A 17755-nucleotide genomic window follows, 5' to 3' on the forward strand; every position below is an offset into this window, starting at 1 on the left:
CGTGCTCATCCGCAGGAGTCACCATGTCCAGTACCTCCGCTCAGCCGCGTATCTGGCAGTCCGGCATGCTCTTCGGCGTGATCGCCGTGGCGGCCAACCTCGTGGTCTTCGGCATCGCCCGCGTCTCCTCCGGAGGCGATCTCGTCGTCCCCGGCTGGAACGGCAACCCGCCGCAGACCGTCGGCCCGGTGCCCATCCTCTTCATGACGCTCGTCCCGGCGGTCCTGGCCGTCCTGTTCGGCCTTGCCCTCAAGCGCTTCCTGCGCGCCCCGCGCACGGCCTTCCTGGCCGTGGTCGGCGGCCTGACCCTGCTCTCCTGCGCCGGCCCGCTGACGTCCGGCGCCGGCGGCGGCACGGTCGCCGCGCTCACGGCGATGCACCTGCTGACCGGCGGCCTGATCGGCTACGGCGTCTCCCGCGCCCTGCCCACGGCGGACCGACGAGCCACCCAGACCACCCCCGCCTGACCCGCACGCGCCGACCTTTCACGCGACCGCGCCCCCTGCCCGGACCTCGGGCAGGGGGCGTCGGCGTTACTCCAGCGCGCGCATCCCTTACGCCGCCAAGGACGTGTCCGCGGGGGCCGGAGCCGGGGCGCCGACCGAACCCGCGGTGCGGGGGGTCACGTGGGCAGAGCGACGCCGACGGGCCGGGTGTTCGCCGCGCGTTTCGGCGATCATCATGTCGACGCACGCCCGTATGTCGTCGTCCTGGGCCGCTCGGCGGAGGCGGTGCGCGGCGCTGCCCTCGGCCAGGGCCGCCTCGGCCAGGCCGTTGACCGTCTCCCAGTCTCCGAGCTCCTCCAGCCAGGGGCGCAGCCGGCACAGCAGGGAGCGCACCACGTAAGACGCGGGCGCAGCGAGATGGGTGACCGGATCGATCAGGTCTCCTTCGAGGCCCGATCGCGCCGCGCGCCAGCCGGCCGCCCGCAGCCACTCCTGCCTGCCGCCGCACGCACACACCTCACGTGTCTCCGCAGGCCGAGCACAGGCGTCGAGGACGAGTGCGCGGAAGAGCCCTGCGATCAGCACCACCGTCTCGGCCCGCGGGCAGGCATCGCTGATGCGCAGTTCCAGGGTCTGCTGGTGGCTGGAGGGGCGTACGTCGTAATAGACCATGCCCGCGTCGCTGATCACCCCGGAGCGCACCAGCTCCTCGACCGTGGCGTCGTAGTCGGCGGCGTCGGCGAAGCAGCCCGCCGGACCGGCGGTGGGCCAGCGCTGCCACAGCATCGTCCGCCAGCTGGCGTATCCCGTATCGGCACCCAGCCAGAAGGGGGAGCTGGCCGACAGCGCCAGCAGTGTCGGCAGCCAGGGGGCGATGGCGCACATGGCCCGTACGGCCGTGTCGCGGTCGGGGACGTCGACATGCACCTGCGCACCGCAGATGAGCTGCTCGTCGGCGACCAGACGGTACGCGTCGACCATGCGCTCGTACCGCGCGTCCGCGGTGGTGTCCCCGCGGGTCACCCGGGCCAACGGCACCGTTCCCGCCGCCACGACGGCCAGGCCCTGGGAGGAGGCGGCCTCGTCCAGCGCACGGCGGGACCGGGTCAGATCCGCGTGCAGCGCCTCCAGCGACGCGTGCACGCCACTGTTGGACTCCACGACGGACTGCTTCAGCTCGGTCGTGAAACCCTCTCCCGGCACCTGGCCGAGCAGCGCGTTCGCCCGTGGGACCAACATCCGGCTCTCCACATCCACCACGTGGAACTCTTCCTCGACACCCACACGGACGGTCATGGCCACTCCTCACCGATTCTTCGCGCGCACGCGTCAGCGGACGCCGGGTTCGGTCGGCGGCGCGGCGGCGCGGGGCGTACTGGGAGGTCCGGTTTCCCCGTGACACCGTTGATACGCCCGGCACTTCCTGTACTTCTGGTGGCCCCGTGATGACATGCCCGGCGACCCGGAGGAGCGCGTATACGCTCTCCCGACCGGGCACACGGCAGACGTCGCGCGTCAGGCAGGACGCGCCGCGGGCCGGGAAGGACGTCATGGGCACGGTGGTGCACGTTCCGCAGACGCGGGACATGGTCGGCGAGGAACTCTCCGGTGACGAGGCGTTCACCGCGCTGCGGCGCTACGGCGGTCGCACGCTGCTCGTCGACTCCTTCGCCCGCTTCCGGTACGCGGACGGGTTCAGCTTCGCCCGGTCGCTCGGCTACCAAGTGGTGCTCGGCATCGTCCCCTTCACCATCGCCCTGGTCGGCGTGACGACGACCATGCACACCGAGGGTCTGGGACAGGCCATCGAGCTGTCCCTGGCGCGCATCGTGCCGGGCGCCAGCGCGGACCTGGTGCGGCAGGCGCTCGCCGACACCCGGCAGAGCGCGGGCGCGGACAGGGCCGGGGCCGTGGCCATGTGGCTGGGCCTCGCCTTCGCGGTCCTCAACCTCGCCTCCGCCATGGGTCAGATCGAGCGGGGCTGCAACCGCATCTACGGCATCGAGCGGGACAGGCCCTTCGCCGCCAAGTACGGCAGGGGCGTCCTGCTCGCCGTCGGTGCGGGACTTCCCCTGGGGATCGGCTTCCTCGTCATCGTCGCCGGTCCCGAGATCGGCGAGTCCGTGACGCGGGCCCTGCACTGGCCGCCGTACCTGCTCACCTGGTGGCGGCCGTTCCACCTGCCCCTCGGGGTGCTGCTCGCGGCGCTCGCCTCCGCCGTGATCTTCCGCTGGGCTCCCCGGCGGGACCAGCCGGGCTACACCTGGCTCGTGTTCGGGTCCGGCATCCATCTCCTGCTGTGGGTCGTCGCCACCTGGCTCCTCGGCCTCTACATCGGCGGCAGCGGATCCTTCGGAGCGGTGTACGGCCCCTTGACCGCGTTCGTCGCGCTGCTGCTGTGGGCGAATGTGACGGGCATCGCCCTCTTCCTCGGCGTGGCCTTCGCCGCCCAGCTCGAAGCGGCACGGGCGGGGATCACGGAACCGGTCCACCCGGACCCCGGCCCGGGCGCCTGACCGTGGCGCCTGACCGTGGTGTCTGACCGTGGTGTCTGACCTGTGGGAACCGGGGTATCCGCAGGACCTGACCATCGCCTCCGGATTGAGGAGAGAGTATGCAGACCGGTGACGTCGTCGAGCTCATCCTGCAGGACCACCGCCGCATGGAGGAGCTCTTCCGCACGCTGCGCAACGTCGAGGCCGACCGTGCCGCCGCCCTGGAGGAGTTCGCCCACCTCCTCATCGCCCATGCCTCCGCGGAGGAGGACAAGGTCTACCCCGCGCTGCGGCGGTACAAGAACGTGGACGACGACGACGTCGAGCACAGCGTGCACGAACACACGGAGGCCAACGAGGCCCTGCTCGCCCTGCTCGAAGTGGAAGACGTCACGTCCCAGGAGTGGGAGGACAAGCTCGAACAGCTCGTCACGGCGGTCAACCACCACGCGGACGAGGAGGAGCGGACGCTCCTCAACGACGCGCGCGAGAACGTCGGCGACGACCGCCGTGCGGAGCTCGGCACGGCCTTCCGTGAAGCGCGTGCGCAGTATCTGGAGGACGGCTGCGGCAACGTCGAGAACGTACGCAAACTGGTGGATTCCCGCAGTTGACCCTCTCTATCGACCGAGCGGCCGACCGACCGACCGAACGAAGGAAGAATCATGGTCATAGCGGTAGTTGTCGTGGTGTGTGCACTGCTTCTCGTCCTGGGGTTCCTGGTGCCCAAGCTGTCCCATGGCCCGCAGAAGGGGACGCAGAAGTCCCTCGGCCTGGGGGCGCGCGGCGCCAACAAGGCGCCCGGGTTTCTCGGCCGCTGGCTGAGCAAGCCCTTCCACAGCAGTAACCGCGCTGTCGGGCGCAGCGCTCGCGCCGGCCGCAAGGGACGTTCTCGCCTGCCGTTCTGACCCCTGGTGGACCCGAGCTACAGGAAGCGGCGCATCGGCAGTACGGCCGCTTCCCTGGCTCGCTGTACGAGGGAGCGCTTCTTCCAGCGGCCGCCGCTGATCTTTTCACTGACCTTGAGGTCCTGGTCGAAGTGCTCGTCCAGGGTGGCGGTGAAGGTCTCGTCCAGGACGGCGAGCATGACCTCTTCGTCGTGGTCGAGGGAGCGCCGGTTGAAGTTCGTCGAGCCGATCAGTGCGGCGGTCCGGTCCACAGTGATGATCTTGGCGTGCATCATCGTCGGCTGGTACTGGTAGATCCGCACGCCGCATGCGGTCAGGTCTTCGTAGTACCGCTGCCCGGCCAGCAGGCAGACCCGCTTGTCGGTGTGCGGACCCGGCAGCAGGATCTCCACCTCGACCCCGCGCCGGGCCGTCGCGCACAGCAACTCGACGAAGTGGGCGTCAGGGGCGAAATAGGCGGTCGCCAGGCGAACCCGCTCCTCGGCGGATTCGAGCACCACCCGGATCAGCGTCTGCATGTCCTGCCAGCCGATGCTGGCCGACCCGCGCACCACCTGCACCACCGCATCACCCTGCGGTTCGTGCTCGATGAAGCGGTCGCGCTCGTCGAAGAGTTCGTCGTGGCACTCGGCCCAGTTCTGCGCGAACGCCGCGGCGATGCCGTCCACAGCCGGACCGCGTACTTCGACGTGGGTGTCACGCCATTCGTTCTCGTTGCGGGCGTCGCCGCACCACTCCTGGGCGATCCCGACGCCGCCGGTGAAGGCCACGTGCTCGTCCACGACGAGGACCTTGCGGTGGCAGCGGTGGTTCTGCTTGAACGGCGAGAGGTAGAGCGGTTTGCGGAACCAGGACACCTGGACCCCGGCCTGCTCCATCGCCGCCAGCTGCTCCTTCTCGATCAGCCGGCTGCCGAACCCGTCCAGCAGCAGACGTACTCGTACGCCCTCACGGGCGCGGTCGGCCAGGGCCCGGGCGAACGCGCGGGCTATGTCGCCGCGCCAGTAGACGAAGGTCATCATGTCCACCGTGTGCTCGGCGGAGCGGATGGACGCCAGCATGGCCTCGAAGATCTCGTCCCCGTTGCGTAGGGCCACCAGAGCGTTGCCCTCCGTGGCGGCGATGCCGATGAGGCGCTCCAGGCGTCGCCGAAGGCGGTGCTTCCGTTCGCTGGAGAAAGGTTCCGGCATCGTCTGCGTGCTCGTCATCTGTTCGGCGTCTACGGCGTGGGCAAGACGCCCCCTAGGGCCTGCCTTCCGGAAAGACAGGCCCTAGTCGGCGCGGTCCTGCCTACTGGGTGGTGAGCATGCCTTCGCGCAGCCGCTTCAACGTACGGGTCAGCAGGCGGGAGACGTGCATCTGCGAGCAGCCGAGGCGTTCGCCGATCTGCGACTGGGTGAGCTCTTCGACGAAGCGCATGTGGAGGATCTGCCGGTCGCGGTCGTCGAGTTCGGCGATGAGGGGCGCGAGGGCGTTGAAGTCCTCGACGAGTTCCATGGCGGGGTCTTCGGCGCCGATGAAGTTGGCGAGGGCGGCTTCCCCTTCCTCGTTGTCGCCGGTGATCGCGGCGTCGAGGGAGCTGGAGTTGTATCCGTTGGAGGCCAGACGGGCTTCGATGACCTCTTCCTCCGTCAGGCTCATCAGCTCGGCCAGCTCCTTGACCGTCGGGGTGCGGCCCAGCCGGGTGCGCAGCTCCTCGGTGGCGCGGGCCAGCTCGACGCGGGCCTCCTGGAGGCGGCGCGGAACGTGGACGGCCCAGGAGGTGTCGCGGAAGAAGCGCTTGATCTCGCCGACGATGTAGGGGACGGCGAAGGTGGTGAACTCGACCTCACGGGACAGCTCGAAGCGGTCGATCGCCTTGATCAGGCCGATCATGCCGACCTGGACGATGTCCTCCATCTCGTCGGCGCCGCGGCTGCGGAAGCGGCCGGCCGCGTAGCGGACGAGGGACATGTTCATCTCGATGAGGGTGTTGCGCGCGTCCTGGTACTCGTGCGTGCCCTCCTCCAGTACCGCCAACCGCTCGAAGAACAGCTTCGACAGGGTCCGGGCGTCCTTCGGAGCCACGTTGAGCGGGTCGTCGACCGTCGGCAGGCCCGTCGCACCGTTCTCTACCAGCGTCTCCGTAGCCGTCGTCGTCAGCACTCTCGGGCCCTCCCTCATCTACCAGCACTCGTCTCGACCCCCGTCGGGGCGCGCCTACCCGAAGTGAAGCCGGGTATGCGCACCAAATCTCCCAGCGCCTTCACAGGCATGCCGCCGCACCCCTTCCGGCCCGCTGCACCGCAGGCGGGGGAGGGGCGCGACGGCACCCGCGTATCAAATGTCGCGGAAGAGACCAGCGGACGCCGTGACCTGCCGCGATGACGTTCGTGCATCGCTGACCTGCACGAATGGCCTTTCGGCTGTTTCACGCTCATACCTATTGATGCAGCCGGAAGTCCCAGAAAAGTCCCAGAGGGCTACCACTGCCCGTAGGAACTCTTCCGGCTAGCGCAGGGCGTACGAGCGCCGTGTGGGCTGATGTTCGCGTATCGGTGGTCCGCCCTGAGCGAACGGCAACGCGCGCTTCTCGAACCGGTTCACGGCCAGTGAGGATCACGCGGCCTGGGAGCCGGGTGACTGGCGGTCGGCCTATGTTCTACGCGGCCGTGGGCTTCCGGGGCGCCAGGCGCCGTGGCGGGGGCGTGCGGAGGCCACCTGGGCTGGCCGCTTGTGCTTTCGGCCGGCCGTCAATCCGACGACCTGACGTCTGCAGGCAGTGGCGACCAGGCGGTGTTCGCCGACACTGCGCCCGGCGGCAGGCATCGGGTGGCGCGGTTCCACAGACGGCGGAGGCACATTCCGATGCCTTACAGCGAACGGCCTGTGTCCGCTGCAGCCGGTCGCAGGAGTCGCACGCTGAGGGCATGGCGTTCGCTTGCGGTCGGTGACCTCGGCGAAGGCGATGAAGCAGCGTGCTTGAGTGCGAGTGGAGCAGCGAGAGCGGCCGGGTACCTATGTGTCACACGTGGTATTCACCAGAAATCATGCCCCTGATTCGGTTGGATGGCACTGCCAGGAAGCTTCTGGCATGCGCAGGGCTGTGCACGAACGAGGGGGGACAGCCATGACATCGATGTGGGATGCCGCGGAGTGCGACCGATTCCGGTCGGCCGTACTCGCCCTGACCCGGCGGCGAGTCGAGATCTACAGGGACGCGGGCGAGTCATGGCGGTTCGCCGAGAGCCTGAAGTCCGTGAGCGAGGACACCGCCCAGGAGTACGAGGGCCGCACGATCCTCGAACTCGTCCAGAACGGCCATGACGCACTCGGTCAAGCCGCCCCGGGAAGGATCGCCGTCCTGGCGGTCACCCGGAAGGACGGCGGCGTCCTCTACGTCGCCAACGAGGGAGCGGTGTTCGCTGAGAAGAACTTCCGCGCCATCACCGAGCTGGCCCTGTCGAGTAAGGCGGCCGGGGAGGGGATCGGCAACAAGGGCCTCGGTTTCCGCAGCGTGCTGCAACTGACGGACTGGCCGGAGATCTACTCGAAGTCCTCACCCGACTCCCAGGTATTCGACGGCTATTGCTTCCGCTTCGCCAGGCCCAAGGACGTGCGCACCCTGGTGGACGACCCGGCACTCGCGGCCCGGGTGATCGAGGACATCTCCCCGCTGGCACTACCGGTACCGGCCGACGTCACCGACCCCGTGCTCAAGGAACTCGCCGAGGACGGGTACGCCACGGTCGTACGGCTGCCGCTGCGCGACCGGCACGCCTGGGGACTCGCCGTGGCGCAGGCCGAGGACGTGGTGAACGGCGAGGCGCCGCTCCTGCTCTTCCTCGACCGGGTGGCCGAACTCCTCGTCGAGGTGCGTGACGGCTCCGACACCGCTTTCCGGCAGGCCCTCTCGCGTACGGAGCGCACATCGGACCTGGTCACCGCAAGCGACGATGATTGGGTGCGGGAGGTCGATCTCGCTGGGGCGGGCCGCTACCTGCTGGCGCGTCGCACTCTCGATCCCGGCGCCCTGAAGGGAGCGATCAGCCGCAGCGTCCAGGCGCGCGCGATCGACGCCGCCTGGGAGAACTGGGACGCCGAGGCATGGGTGGCGGTCGCGCTGCGCCTCGACGTACCGCTCCCCAACGGCCGCATGTACACCTTCCTGCCGATGGCTGAGGGCGTCCACGCCCCGTTCCCTGGCCACGCCCATGCCCCGTTCTTCACCAAACTGGCCCGCCTCGACATCAGCGAGACGGTAGCCCTGAACGCCTTCCTCCTCGACCAGCTCGCTGTACTGACGGTGGAACTGAGCAGGCGCATCCGCTCGGAGGCCCCGCACCTTCTCGCCGCGGACCTCGTGCTTGACCTCATGTGCTGGGACGTACCGGACCGGCTCGACGTGGCCTTGGACGGGAGGCTCGCCTCCGAACCGATCGTGCCCCTGCACGGCAAGGAGGCGTGGGGCTCGTTGCAGGACTCCTATGGATGGCCCGACGGCAAGCGCTCCTGGCGGGTAGTCACCACCGAGGCACTCACCAGGGCCGGAGCCGACCTGCTGACCCCGTTTGTCGGCCCTGTCCGCCACACGCGTCTGGACAAGCTGTGCAGAGCCGTCCTCTCCAGGCCCTTCCGTCCGTCGGCGCTGCTGGCCGCCGAGTGGGCCGAAATCGTCGCTCGGTCACTGCTCGGCGGTACGGAACCGGCAGGACAGGTATGGGCGGACTTCTACAGCGACCTGTCCCATGTGTTTGCCCGGGACCAAGGCGTGTTGCGGGGCCGACGCATCATCCTCGACCAGGACAGGCGACTGAGAAGCGCCCTCGGCGGCGGGACCGAAACCGGTAGGCAGGACGCGACCGTCTTCTTCCACCCCGAGCCCGACGACATCACGGACGGCGCCGCCACCACCCGGGTCCCGGGTGATCTCAAGGCACTCAGGCGCCGTATCTCATTCACTCACCCGGCGATCGCCTGGGACAGCGCCGGGCGCGGATTCCTCGAGCGCAACGAGCTGGTGCGTCCCTACCAACTGGACCGCGTCTTCGACGCACTGGACGACCTGCTCTCCGGCCACCCTTCTGAGGCGCTCGGCCGCGACGCCCTTACCTTCGCCTTCCGGCAGTACCCGCTGCTCACCCAGGCCCAGCGCCGGCGGCTGGCCCGCATTCCCTTCCGGCTGCCGCTGGCCGACAGCGGCCGGTGGGGCCGGGCCGCACGCTGCTCCTTCTCACCCGCCTGGGGCACCGAAGGAGCACGGCGGCTGGAGCGGTTCCTCACCGAGGGAGGATTCCGGATCCCCGCCCTGGCCGCGCAGCGGGACCAGTGGATCAGTGGCCCAGACGACTGGCCGGCGCCGGTCCGGGATAGGGCGGCCTACGCCGAGTTCTTGGAAGCTCTCGGAGTGTGTGACGGCCTGAGGCCGGGAGCCGTCGGGGAACGACTTGGGGCCTGCCAGGGATACGAACTGCGGCCCTCCGGCCTTGCCGTGCGCCTCGGACTGGAGGATGCTCTCGCCGAAGCCTGGCCGGCCGATGTCAGGAGTGGGTGGACCAAGTTCGCACACCCGTACACATCGTACGAGTTTACGAAGGCGCTGCCTCACCTGGCGGGAGCGACCGAGGTCGCCGGGCTCGGCTCCGCCGCCCGGCGCGAGTTCGCCGAACTGCTGATGCACGGGCTCCGCACCTGGGACGAGGAGGTGCTCACGGTCACGGTCCACAGGCCCACATACCCCTTCAAGGACGCGCACGTCTGGCCCACTCCTTTGGCCTCCTATCTTCGAAGCATGGCCTGGCTCCCCGTGGAGGACCCGGAGGGCCCGTCTTTCGTCGAGCCCCGCCGGGCCTGGTTCAGCGCCGACGGCGAACTGCCAGCCTTCGTGCCCGCGCTGCCCCTGTCGACGAGGCGCCTGCTCAGTGACAAGAGCGTCGTCGAGCGGATGGTCCGGCTAGGCCTCCGTAGATGGGACGATCCGCAGCACGCCGGGGCGGTGGTGAAACAGCTGGCGGACGTGCTCGACAAGGGTGACGTGCCCGAGTACCTCAGTGTCTCCTTCAAACGGCACTACGAGCGGGCGTGTTCGGACATCGCGCGGACGGGCCGGTGGCCCTGGGCACGGGGTGAGGAAGCCCGTCTCGTGGTCAGCCGCGCCCACGTGCTCGGCACCTTTACCCCGTCGTCCGACGAAGTACCGGTCATCGTCTGCGACGAGACGGACCCTCTGAAGGAAGCGCTTATCGAGCCGGCGGGGCATCCCGTCCTCGTCGTCCCGGCGGAGTCCGGTGACGCCGTCGTCCGCCTGGCCGAGGCGAATGGCTTGAGGGCACAACGTACGTCGGCCACCCACGTGCAGGTCCGTCATCGTGACGGCGCCCCCATCACGCCGTCGGGGCAGGCGGCGGTGTTCATCAGAGGGAGGGAGTGGCTGGTCACCGTGGTCGCACTCGCCCTGGAGCTCAAGTCCGGGGCGTTCGTGCGCCGCAGCGAGCGAGGCGTCCGTGCCGCGCTCGAACGACTCCGCGCCCTCCGTGTCGTGCACGCCGACGACGTGGAGATCACCGTTGCCGGGACGCCGGCCGAACCACCGTCGTCGACGCGCGCCCTGCCGCTGCCGGACGACGAGCACCCCACGGTCGTCGTCTGGAGGAGCGAGGAGGGCTGGGACGAACTGCAGGCGGCGACGCCCGCCATCGCACAACTGCTGGGCAGGCCGTGGCTGCAGGACGCGCTGGAACTGGTCCTCGTCAAACTCGAGCGGAGCTTCGGCGGCGTCAGCCCGACACTCGTCGACGACGGTGTCCTCGCCGCAGCGTTGGACACGACTGAGGCCAAGGTCGTCGAGATCCGGCGCAACCTCACCGGTGACGTGCAGGATACGGTGAGACTGCTCCGCCCGGTGCTGGCGTGTCTGGCCGCCGATGCCTGGAATGAGGAGGCCGCCCACCTCCTTGGCCGTGCGGCTGGCGAGCGTGAACTCGCCGGGATCATCGACCGGCTGGCGCCCGATCTTCCGCTGCCGTCGGCGGAGCTGGTCGCCCTGGCCCGCGCCTGCACGAAACCGGCCGAGGTCAGGGACGAACTGGGGATCGACTTCCAGCAGTTCAATGCCGCGCTGGCCGCCCTCGGTCCCGGATACTCCCCGGACTACTATCCCCACCGCCATGAACAGGTCTTCGGCGACTTCGTGAGTGCCCGCTTCAGAATCCTCCTCGACCGGCTCCGTGAGCGGTACGCCGCCGCCGCTCGGCAGGGCGAGGACATCTCCGGTTACGCCGCGGCCCGCGGTCTGCACGACCTCCAGCCGGACCCGGACTGGCTTCCCCGCTTCATCACCCCGCCCGAAGAGGCGATGCGCGCCAGAGTGAGGGAGTGGCTCCGGGCACACGGAGCCGACGACGACCTCGAGCGGCCCACAGAACTTGAGCCCGCCGATCGACTGCGTGCGCACAACACGGCCGCACTCGACGCGCTCGTTCCGACGCTGACCCCCCTGGTGACCGCCTGGTGCCGCCGTCACGGCGTTCGGGTGCCTGCGGGATGGCACGGAGCGGTGCTGATGGAATGTAGGAGTCACATCGACGGGACCGGGCTGGGCGACCTGTTGCTACTAAGCGAGAAGCACCTGCTCGACGCGGTGGAGCGTGCCGTGGGATGGCCCGACGGAATGCCGCACGCCACGGACCCCGCGGCACTGGGCCTCACCGACAAGGATTTCGCGCCGACGGTGGCACCGCCGCAGGGCTCCGGCGGCTCCACGAACGTGGCTCCGCGTACGATCACCATCGGAGACGCCGAGGTCAGGGTCGGAAGCGATCAGCTCTCCACCATCGCGGACATCGCATCGAGGTCCGTCGACGAGGCCTTCCTCGCCCAGTCGGGCAGGGTGCGCCTGGACACTGTGACCGGTGTGCCCCGGCCGCGAAGCGGAGGCGGCTCCTCTGCCAAGCCGCGCATCGTCGTGGCGAAGACTAAGCGGGCCAGTGAGGACCAGCGGTCCGCCATTGGCCTCGTCGGGGAGGTAGCCGCGCGCGCCTGGCTCCAGCGCCACTACCCCGATGTGCGGTGGGTCTCGGGCTACGCGGCCGTAGTCAACGGCGACGACGAGACTTCCGACTCCCTCGGCTACGACTTCGAGGTCGCCTGGCGTGACACCACTCGGCTGTACGAGGTGAAGGCCCTGAGTGACCCGGGCGCCGAGCGGGTGGAGTTCGAACTTGGACCGTCCGAGGTGGACACGGCCCGCCGTCACGCCCGGAGCAACCGCTACCGCATCCTGCTGATCACCTCCGCCCTCGTCCCGGAGGAACGCCGCGTCTTCGATCTGCCGAACCCGTTCTCGGCCCAGGGACGCGACCGCTTCAGGATGGTGAGCCGGGGGGTTCGCTACCAGTGCTCGCCGTTGGGGAGGGGGTAGCGCGTCCGATCCTCAGCGTGTGAGGCGACCTTGCTCCAACGTGCTCATGAGTCGTCATGAGCACGGTGCTTGGAATTTGTAGATGTCGTACGACAGGGGTGACTCGCGGCTGCCGAGCGACCACGGCGGGAGAAGTGGAAACCCGGAGGGCGGCGGTTGCAATGCCCGCGTCATTGGACGTTCGAGAAGCGTGTCGGCTCCGCCAGAACGGCGCCGGCACCGTCGAAGTCGGCGAGCCGGGCCGACAGGGTGGCCACGGCCAGCCGTTGGGGGAGCGCCGCCGAGAACTTCAGACCACGCACTGCCCGCTGGTCGACATCGGGCAGGACGAGTGTCGGCCCGGCTGGTACGGCGTCCAACGCGGCGCGCCACATGTCCGGGCTCAGGTCCTCCCGCAGCCGCAGGTAGCAGTCCGTGGGCCGTTGAACCGGGTCCGCGACCGACGACAGTGTCGCGCCCAGCGTCGCGTTGGCCCGGTACCCCGCCCACGTCCACCATCGGACCTCGTTCCCGCGTCGTGCGATCAGCGTCCCGCCGGGGTGGACGAGGTGGGGGGCGTCCTCGTCACGCAACTCCTGGAGGCAGACCTGGGCTCGTGGGGTGAGCGAGACGTCCGGGGCAGCGCCCAGGAGGACGTCGCGCATGGCCCGGGTCAGTGCGTACGACAGTCCGGCGATCGTGCCTCCGGACCATTTGGCGATCCCACCGCCTTCGACCGGCTCCACGAAGACCCGCTTGCGCCCCCAGTCGATGAACGTCACCTGCCAGCTGCGGCCTGCCAACAGCAGCCGACGCGGACCCTGGCGTTGCTCGGTGAGGACGGACGGATCCATCCGTCCGATCTCGGTGCGACCGGACAGGACGGTGAACTGAGGTGGAGCGGTGAAGGATGCGGTCAGCTCGATGAAGTGGCGCCGTCCGAAGCGGCGTTCCGCCTCGGGGCCGATGAACAGCATGCCCCCGTCGGTGTCGAGGAAGCCGTTGTCTGCCAGATGGCGGAGGACAGGAGTGGCTGAACGGTCGAAGGGCGCCAGGCCGTTCCACTGCTCGGGCCATGTCTGATCGCCCAGCTTGTGCTCCTGGAGCGCCGCGGCGAGCAGTTGCTGCGCGACGAGGTGACGTGGCTCGGGTGGTGCGACGACCGGTTCGACCCAGCCGCGGCGCCACAGGAGCAGCAGCGCGGCGGCCTGCAACAGGGTGTCCTTCTGAGTAGCCAGGAACAGGCAGTTCCGGGTGCTTCCGGCGCGGCGTCCCGTTCGGCCGATGCGCTGGAGGAACGAGGCGACGCTGCCGGGCGCGTCGATCTGGACTACCCGGTCGAGGTCACCGACGTCGATGCCCAGTTCCAGGGTGGACGTGGCCACGATGACGCAGTCTCGTGCCTCGGCGAACGCCTGCTCGGACCGGGCCCGTTCGTCGGCCGAGAGGGACGCGTGGGAGAGGAAGACGGTGATGTCGCGTGCCCGAAGTGCCGCGCCCAGTTCCTCGACCTGCCGCCGGGAGTCGCAGAACACCAGTCGCTTCTCGCCCTTGTGCAGGGCCGCGATGACCTTGGCGGCATTGGACAGGGAGCCGACGTAGTCGAGTTCGACCTCCCCCGGCGGGGGGCCGGCCGTGTCGCTAGCAGGCACTCCTGCTGATTCCGTCCGCGACAACACCGTCAGATCCGGGGCGACGACTCGGCCCGGACGCCGGCCGGCACCGGACCCCTGCAGCCAGGTGAGCAGATGCCGTGGATTGCCGACCGTCGCCGACAGCCCGATCCGCTGAATGGGACGCCCGGTGACCCGTTGGAGGCGTTCGAGGACCGCGAGGAGGTGCCAGCCCCGGTCGTCGCCCGCGAAGGCGTGCACCTCGTCGACGACGACGGCCCGGACACCGCCCAGCAGGTGCGCGTGATCCGTCTTCACGCCGATGAGCATGGCTTCCAGCGACTCGGGTGTCGTCAGCAAGATGTCCGGCCTGTCGGTACGGATGCGTTGACGCTGTGACTCTTTGGTGTCCCCGTGCCACAGGGCCGCACGCCGGCCCAGCCATTGCGCGTAACCGTCGACCCGGGGCACCAGGTTGTTGAGGAGCGCCTTGAGCGGGCAGAGGTAAAGGACCGATGTGCCGGTCCAGCTCTGCGCGGACATGGCCGACAGGATCGGCAGGCAGGCCGCCTCGGTCTTGCCGCCCGCGGTGGGAGCGAGCAGCACGACGTCCTCGCCGTCCATCACGGGGTCGATTGCGGCCCGCTGCAGCGGCCGCAGATCCGGCCAGCCGAGTGTGTTCACAACGTGGTGCAGGATGACGGGGTCGAGCCGCTCGACGGGGTCCACGGGTGGCGCCATCACAGCTCCAGACCGACGTCGCCGGCCGATGCCGATGCCGATGCGGATGCGTATGCGGTCAGGTTCCTTTCGACGTCGGTGAGTTCCGTGCTGTCCACGGTCAGGCGGTAGTGCTGCCGCGGGTCGAAGTCCGGGAACTGGTCGATGCGGTCGAGGACGTCTCCGATCAGCTTCTTGAGGAAGAGCCGGGGCGCCACGCCGACCTTTCCGCCGAGCGCTCCGCCCACTGCTCGGGCGAGGTCGGCGATGTACGTGTCGTCGGCCAGTGCTTCGATCCGGCCGGGTGCGTCGGCCCCGGAGGCATAGAGATCGCGGATGGTCACCCCGAGCCCGGTCAGCGACTGCAGGGTGAAGCCGGGCAGGCGCAGTTGGACCGCACGCGGGTTGTCGAAGCGCGGTTCGGTGGTGAAGTCGGTGGCGAGCCGCTGGGCGAGCGGTGGGAGCCGCTGCACGCCCTGCTGGCCGTCGTAGAAGGCCGGGGTTCCGGTGATGACCAGGTAGACGCCGGGGAACCGCCCGGAGTGAACTTCGTCGATCAGCTGCCGGAGCGCGTTGAGTGCCTTGTCGCGGGCGTCCGACCGCACTCTCTGCAGGGTTTCCACCTCGTCCAATACGACGAACAGTCCCCGGTGGCCGGAGTCCCGCAAGACGGTGAGCAGTCCCTGCAGGAAGCCCAGGGCGCCGAAGTGGTCGAGGTCGCCGCGCACTCCCGCCGCTCGACGGGCTGCTGCCGCCACGTGGGGCTGGCCGCCGAGCCAGGCAAGGACGGCCGCCGCCGTCGCCTCGTCGCCGTCGGCCAGTGCGGAACGGTATCCGCGCAGCGCCGCCGCGAAGGACGGGGCGTGCCGTGACACCTCGGTCAGGCGGGCGGCCAGCAACTGCTCCACCGCGCCGCTCAGGTCGTCCTCCTCGGCCCCCGCCGCGAGGGCGTCCTCTTCCAGGGCGTAGAACCAGGCGTCCACGACGGGTCGCAGCGCGCTCGGCGGGAAGCTCGTCGTGGACAGCCGTTCGGTGAGGCGACGGTAAACGGTCTCCAGCCTGTGCAGCGGGGTTTCCGTCTCCGAGACCTGGATCTCGGAGACGGCGAAGTTGCGCTGCTTGGCGCGTTCCGCAAGCCATCGGGTGAAGAACGTCTTGCCGGAGCCGTACTCGCCGCGCACGGCCTTGAAGACCGAGGCGCCGGAGGCGACCGCGTCGAGTTCCGCGTCGAGGGCGGACTCGAAACGGCCGAGCCCGGTGGCGAGGAGATCCAGGCCGCTCTCGGGCACGGCACCGCGGCGCAGCGCGTCGATGGCGGTGCGCCGCCGGGCGGCGGAGACGGGAGAGGGACGAGGGTCGATCACCTGCCCATTCTCCCACCCCCCGGCCGCGGGCCGTGTGTCAAAGTCACCTGCGGTGGAGGCTGCCGTATCCCAGCTCGGTCGTGAGGTAGGTGACGAAGTCGCTGCTCTTCGCGGTCTTGTCGGGCCCCGACCGGTGCTGCTGCTGGAAAATGTCGAAATGCTGCTGGAGCGACATCCAAAGCCACCGAAGACGAGGGATGCTCGGGAAGACCTCCTCACGAGCCACGTTGTTGAGGACTTCCGGCTTGTTGAACGTCCGCCCTGCCAGGTCGACGGCGCCGAGCATGGCCAGGTGGAAGCGAAGGTTGGTGTGCAGCGACCGGGAGGCCGGATCCGACGACGCCTGAAGGAACTCGTCCACTTGGCGCTGTGCCTTGGCCAACCACAGGTAGACGGCGAGTTCCGTCTTGTCCGAAAAGACGCGCCGGTAGTCCACGTCCGACTTCAGCAGGCTCGACGGACGGGCTCGGGCGTAGTCGGGCCGTCCCAGCGCCATCGCCATCACGGACTGGGCCAGCAGGGGGATGCTGACGATACGGTCGGTCGGCTTGCCTTGGTTGCGGTAGAAGTTCTTGCGCCGGTCGTAGAACCAGTCGTGTTCCAGGAAGTACGACTCGATCTGTCGCTGAATGTCGTCCGTGGCCCGCAGGGACGCGACGGGCACGCTCGTCTGCCGGTTGGTGGCGCGGATGACCGAGTCACGGGCGGCCTGGTCCACGGTGACGAGGATGCGCACTTGCACCAGTCTGTCGAAGACCGGGTCAGCGGGGTCGGTCAGGTAGCGGTCGCGCAGCGTCTCGTGCAGGGTGTACGAGGTCTGCAGGCCGTTGACGACCTGAACGTCGGAGAGGCTGAGTCGCTTGCCCACCGAGGTCGCCTGCGAGCACACGATGGTGATGCCGTTGTTGAGCCACCAGAACTCGGGCGCCTCCGGGTTCTGCAGGGAGGCTGTGATCTCCCGGTTGACCTCGACGTTGCCCTGGTAGTCGCGGACGTTCCAGTCGAAGATGTGGGACTTGATCGCCCCGGTCTCGTCGCTGAGGAAGTCGATGTACTCACCCAGGCCGACGAGCGCGATGTGGCTGGTGCCGTGGGTGATGCTCTCCCGGTAGGGCAGTTCCAGAGTGTACGAGGGGAGGGTGCTGGCACGCTTCCAGAGCTCCGCGGGGCCCAGGAACTCGACCTCGCCGGTGGAGATGGCGAAGGCGCTGGAGAACTGGCTCTCGAGGATCTTGGCCTTCGCCTGCACCTTGGGATGCACCTCGCTCGCTGAGCCCCGCGTCACGTACGAAAACTTGATCAATACGGTGGGATGGCGGGTGAGGAGCTTCTTCAGGGCCTCTCTGAAGAGGCGGAAGCGGGCGAGGAGGTCCTCGCTGTACAGCAGGTCGACGGCGGCCTCGTCGACCTCCATGTCCAGGAGGTTCTTACACGTGGACGCCACCTTGTCGATGGCGACCTCGGAGAAGCCGGGACTGGTCTTCGCCTGGACGAGCCAGAGCGTCAACTGGGTTCCCTGCTCAACGTTCGCGACGGCGGACTGCTGCTGGAAGATCTCACTGTCCTCGTGCAGAAGACGCCCGCCGAGGAAGACGTACGCCCCGTCGATGCCGCCGTCGTCCGCGCCGCCGATCACACCGGCTTCGATCTCCTCCTCGGAGAGGCCGAAGCCGTGCAGGGCGTGTTCACTGGCGAACCGCTCGAACTCCGCGTCGAACGAGAGAGGGACGGCACGGGCGTTGCGCCGTTCCTCGATCATCTGGTTGATCAGCACACGGTCGTTGGCGCTCATGGCTCCCGGCTCATCGGTGTTGGAGTACGGCTGACAAATC

At 69.0% G+C, this 17755-nt stretch carries 11 protein-coding genes; 5 read left to right on the forward strand and 6 right to left on the reverse strand.

Annotated features, from left to right (window positions below; translation table 11 throughout):
• Positions 1-23: 23 nt before the first annotated feature.
• Positions 24-467 (forward strand): DUF6069 family protein, encoded by a 444-nt coding sequence (locus ACIRNI_RS19500; protein WP_403552624.1) that lies wholly within the window; start codon positions 24-26, stop codon positions 465-467.
• 87 nt (positions 468-554) lie between these two features.
• Here ACIRNI_RS19500 and ACIRNI_RS19505 read toward each other — a convergent pair whose 3' ends face one another.
• Positions 555-1742, reverse strand: a complete 1188-nt coding sequence (locus tag ACIRNI_RS19505; RefSeq protein ID WP_403552625.1) for a glutamate--cysteine ligase — start codon at positions 1740-1742, stop codon at positions 555-557.
• A 254-nt stretch (positions 1743-1996) separates the two neighbouring features.
• On the opposite strand from ACIRNI_RS19505, the gene ACIRNI_RS19510 reads away from it, so the two are divergent.
• From ACIRNI_RS19510 to ACIRNI_RS19520, 3 genes are all read left to right on the forward strand, one after another.
• Positions 1997-2962 (forward strand): YihY/virulence factor BrkB family protein, encoded by a 966-nt coding sequence (locus ACIRNI_RS19510; RefSeq protein WP_403552626.1) that lies wholly within the window; start codon positions 1997-1999, stop codon positions 2960-2962.
• A 98-nt stretch (positions 2963-3060) separates the two neighbouring features.
• The gene (locus ACIRNI_RS19515) at positions 3061-3555 is read left to right on the forward strand and encodes a hemerythrin domain-containing protein (protein ID WP_403552627.1); all 495 of its coding nucleotides are present in this window, start codon (positions 3061-3063) and stop codon (positions 3553-3555) included.
• A gap of 51 nt (positions 3556-3606) precedes the next feature.
• Positions 3607-3849, forward strand: coding sequence for a DUF6411 family protein (locus tag ACIRNI_RS19520; protein ID WP_355364762.1), 243 nt, complete (start codon positions 3607-3609; stop codon positions 3847-3849).
• A gap of 17 nt (positions 3850-3866) precedes the next feature.
• On the opposite strand, the gene ACIRNI_RS19525 is transcribed toward ACIRNI_RS19520, so the two are convergent.
• Positions 3867-5057, reverse strand: a complete 1191-nt coding sequence (locus ACIRNI_RS19525) for a phosphatidylserine/phosphatidylglycerophosphate/cardiolipin synthase family protein (RefSeq protein WP_403552628.1) — start codon at positions 5055-5057, stop codon at positions 3867-3869.
• A gap of 82 nt (positions 5058-5139) precedes the next feature.
• Positions 5140-5994 (reverse strand): RNA polymerase sigma factor SigF, encoded by an 855-nt coding sequence (locus tag ACIRNI_RS19530; RefSeq protein ID WP_403552629.1) that lies wholly within the window; start codon positions 5992-5994, stop codon positions 5140-5142.
• Between the two features lie 964 nt (positions 5995-6958).
• Between ACIRNI_RS19530 and ACIRNI_RS19535 the strand changes: the two genes are divergently transcribed.
• Positions 6959-12247: a sacsin N-terminal ATP-binding-like domain-containing protein gene (locus tag ACIRNI_RS19535; protein ID WP_403552630.1), complete on the forward strand. Its 5289-nt coding sequence runs from the start codon at positions 6959-6961 to the stop codon at positions 12245-12247.
• Between the two features lie 170 nt (positions 12248-12417).
• Here ACIRNI_RS19535 and ACIRNI_RS19540 read toward each other — a convergent pair whose 3' ends face one another.
• The 3 genes from ACIRNI_RS19540 to ACIRNI_RS19550 are packed head-to-tail and all read right to left on the reverse strand — an operon-like array spanning position 12418 to position 17715.
• The gene (locus ACIRNI_RS19540; RefSeq protein WP_403552631.1) at positions 12418-14580 is read right to left on the reverse strand and encodes a DEAD/DEAH box helicase; all 2163 of its coding nucleotides are present in this window, start codon (positions 14578-14580) and stop codon (positions 12418-12420) included.
• On the reverse strand, positions 14580-15923 hold the full coding sequence (gene brxD, locus ACIRNI_RS19545) for a BREX system ATP-binding protein BrxD (RefSeq protein ID WP_403552632.1): 1344 nt from the start codon (positions 15921-15923) through the stop codon (positions 14580-14582). The genes ACIRNI_RS19540 and brxD overlap by 1 nt, the downstream gene beginning before the upstream one ends.
• Positions 15924-15966: 43 nt before the next feature.
• Positions 15967-17715: an AIPR family protein gene (locus ACIRNI_RS19550; RefSeq protein ID WP_403552633.1), complete on the reverse strand. Its 1749-nt coding sequence runs from the start codon at positions 17713-17715 to the stop codon at positions 15967-15969.
• Between the last annotated feature and the right edge of the window lie 40 nt (positions 17716-17755).

Source organism: Streptomyces sp. NPDC093546 (assembly GCF_044765045.1).
Classification (GTDB): domain Bacteria; phylum Actinomycetota; class Actinomycetes; order Streptomycetales; family Streptomycetaceae; genus Streptomyces.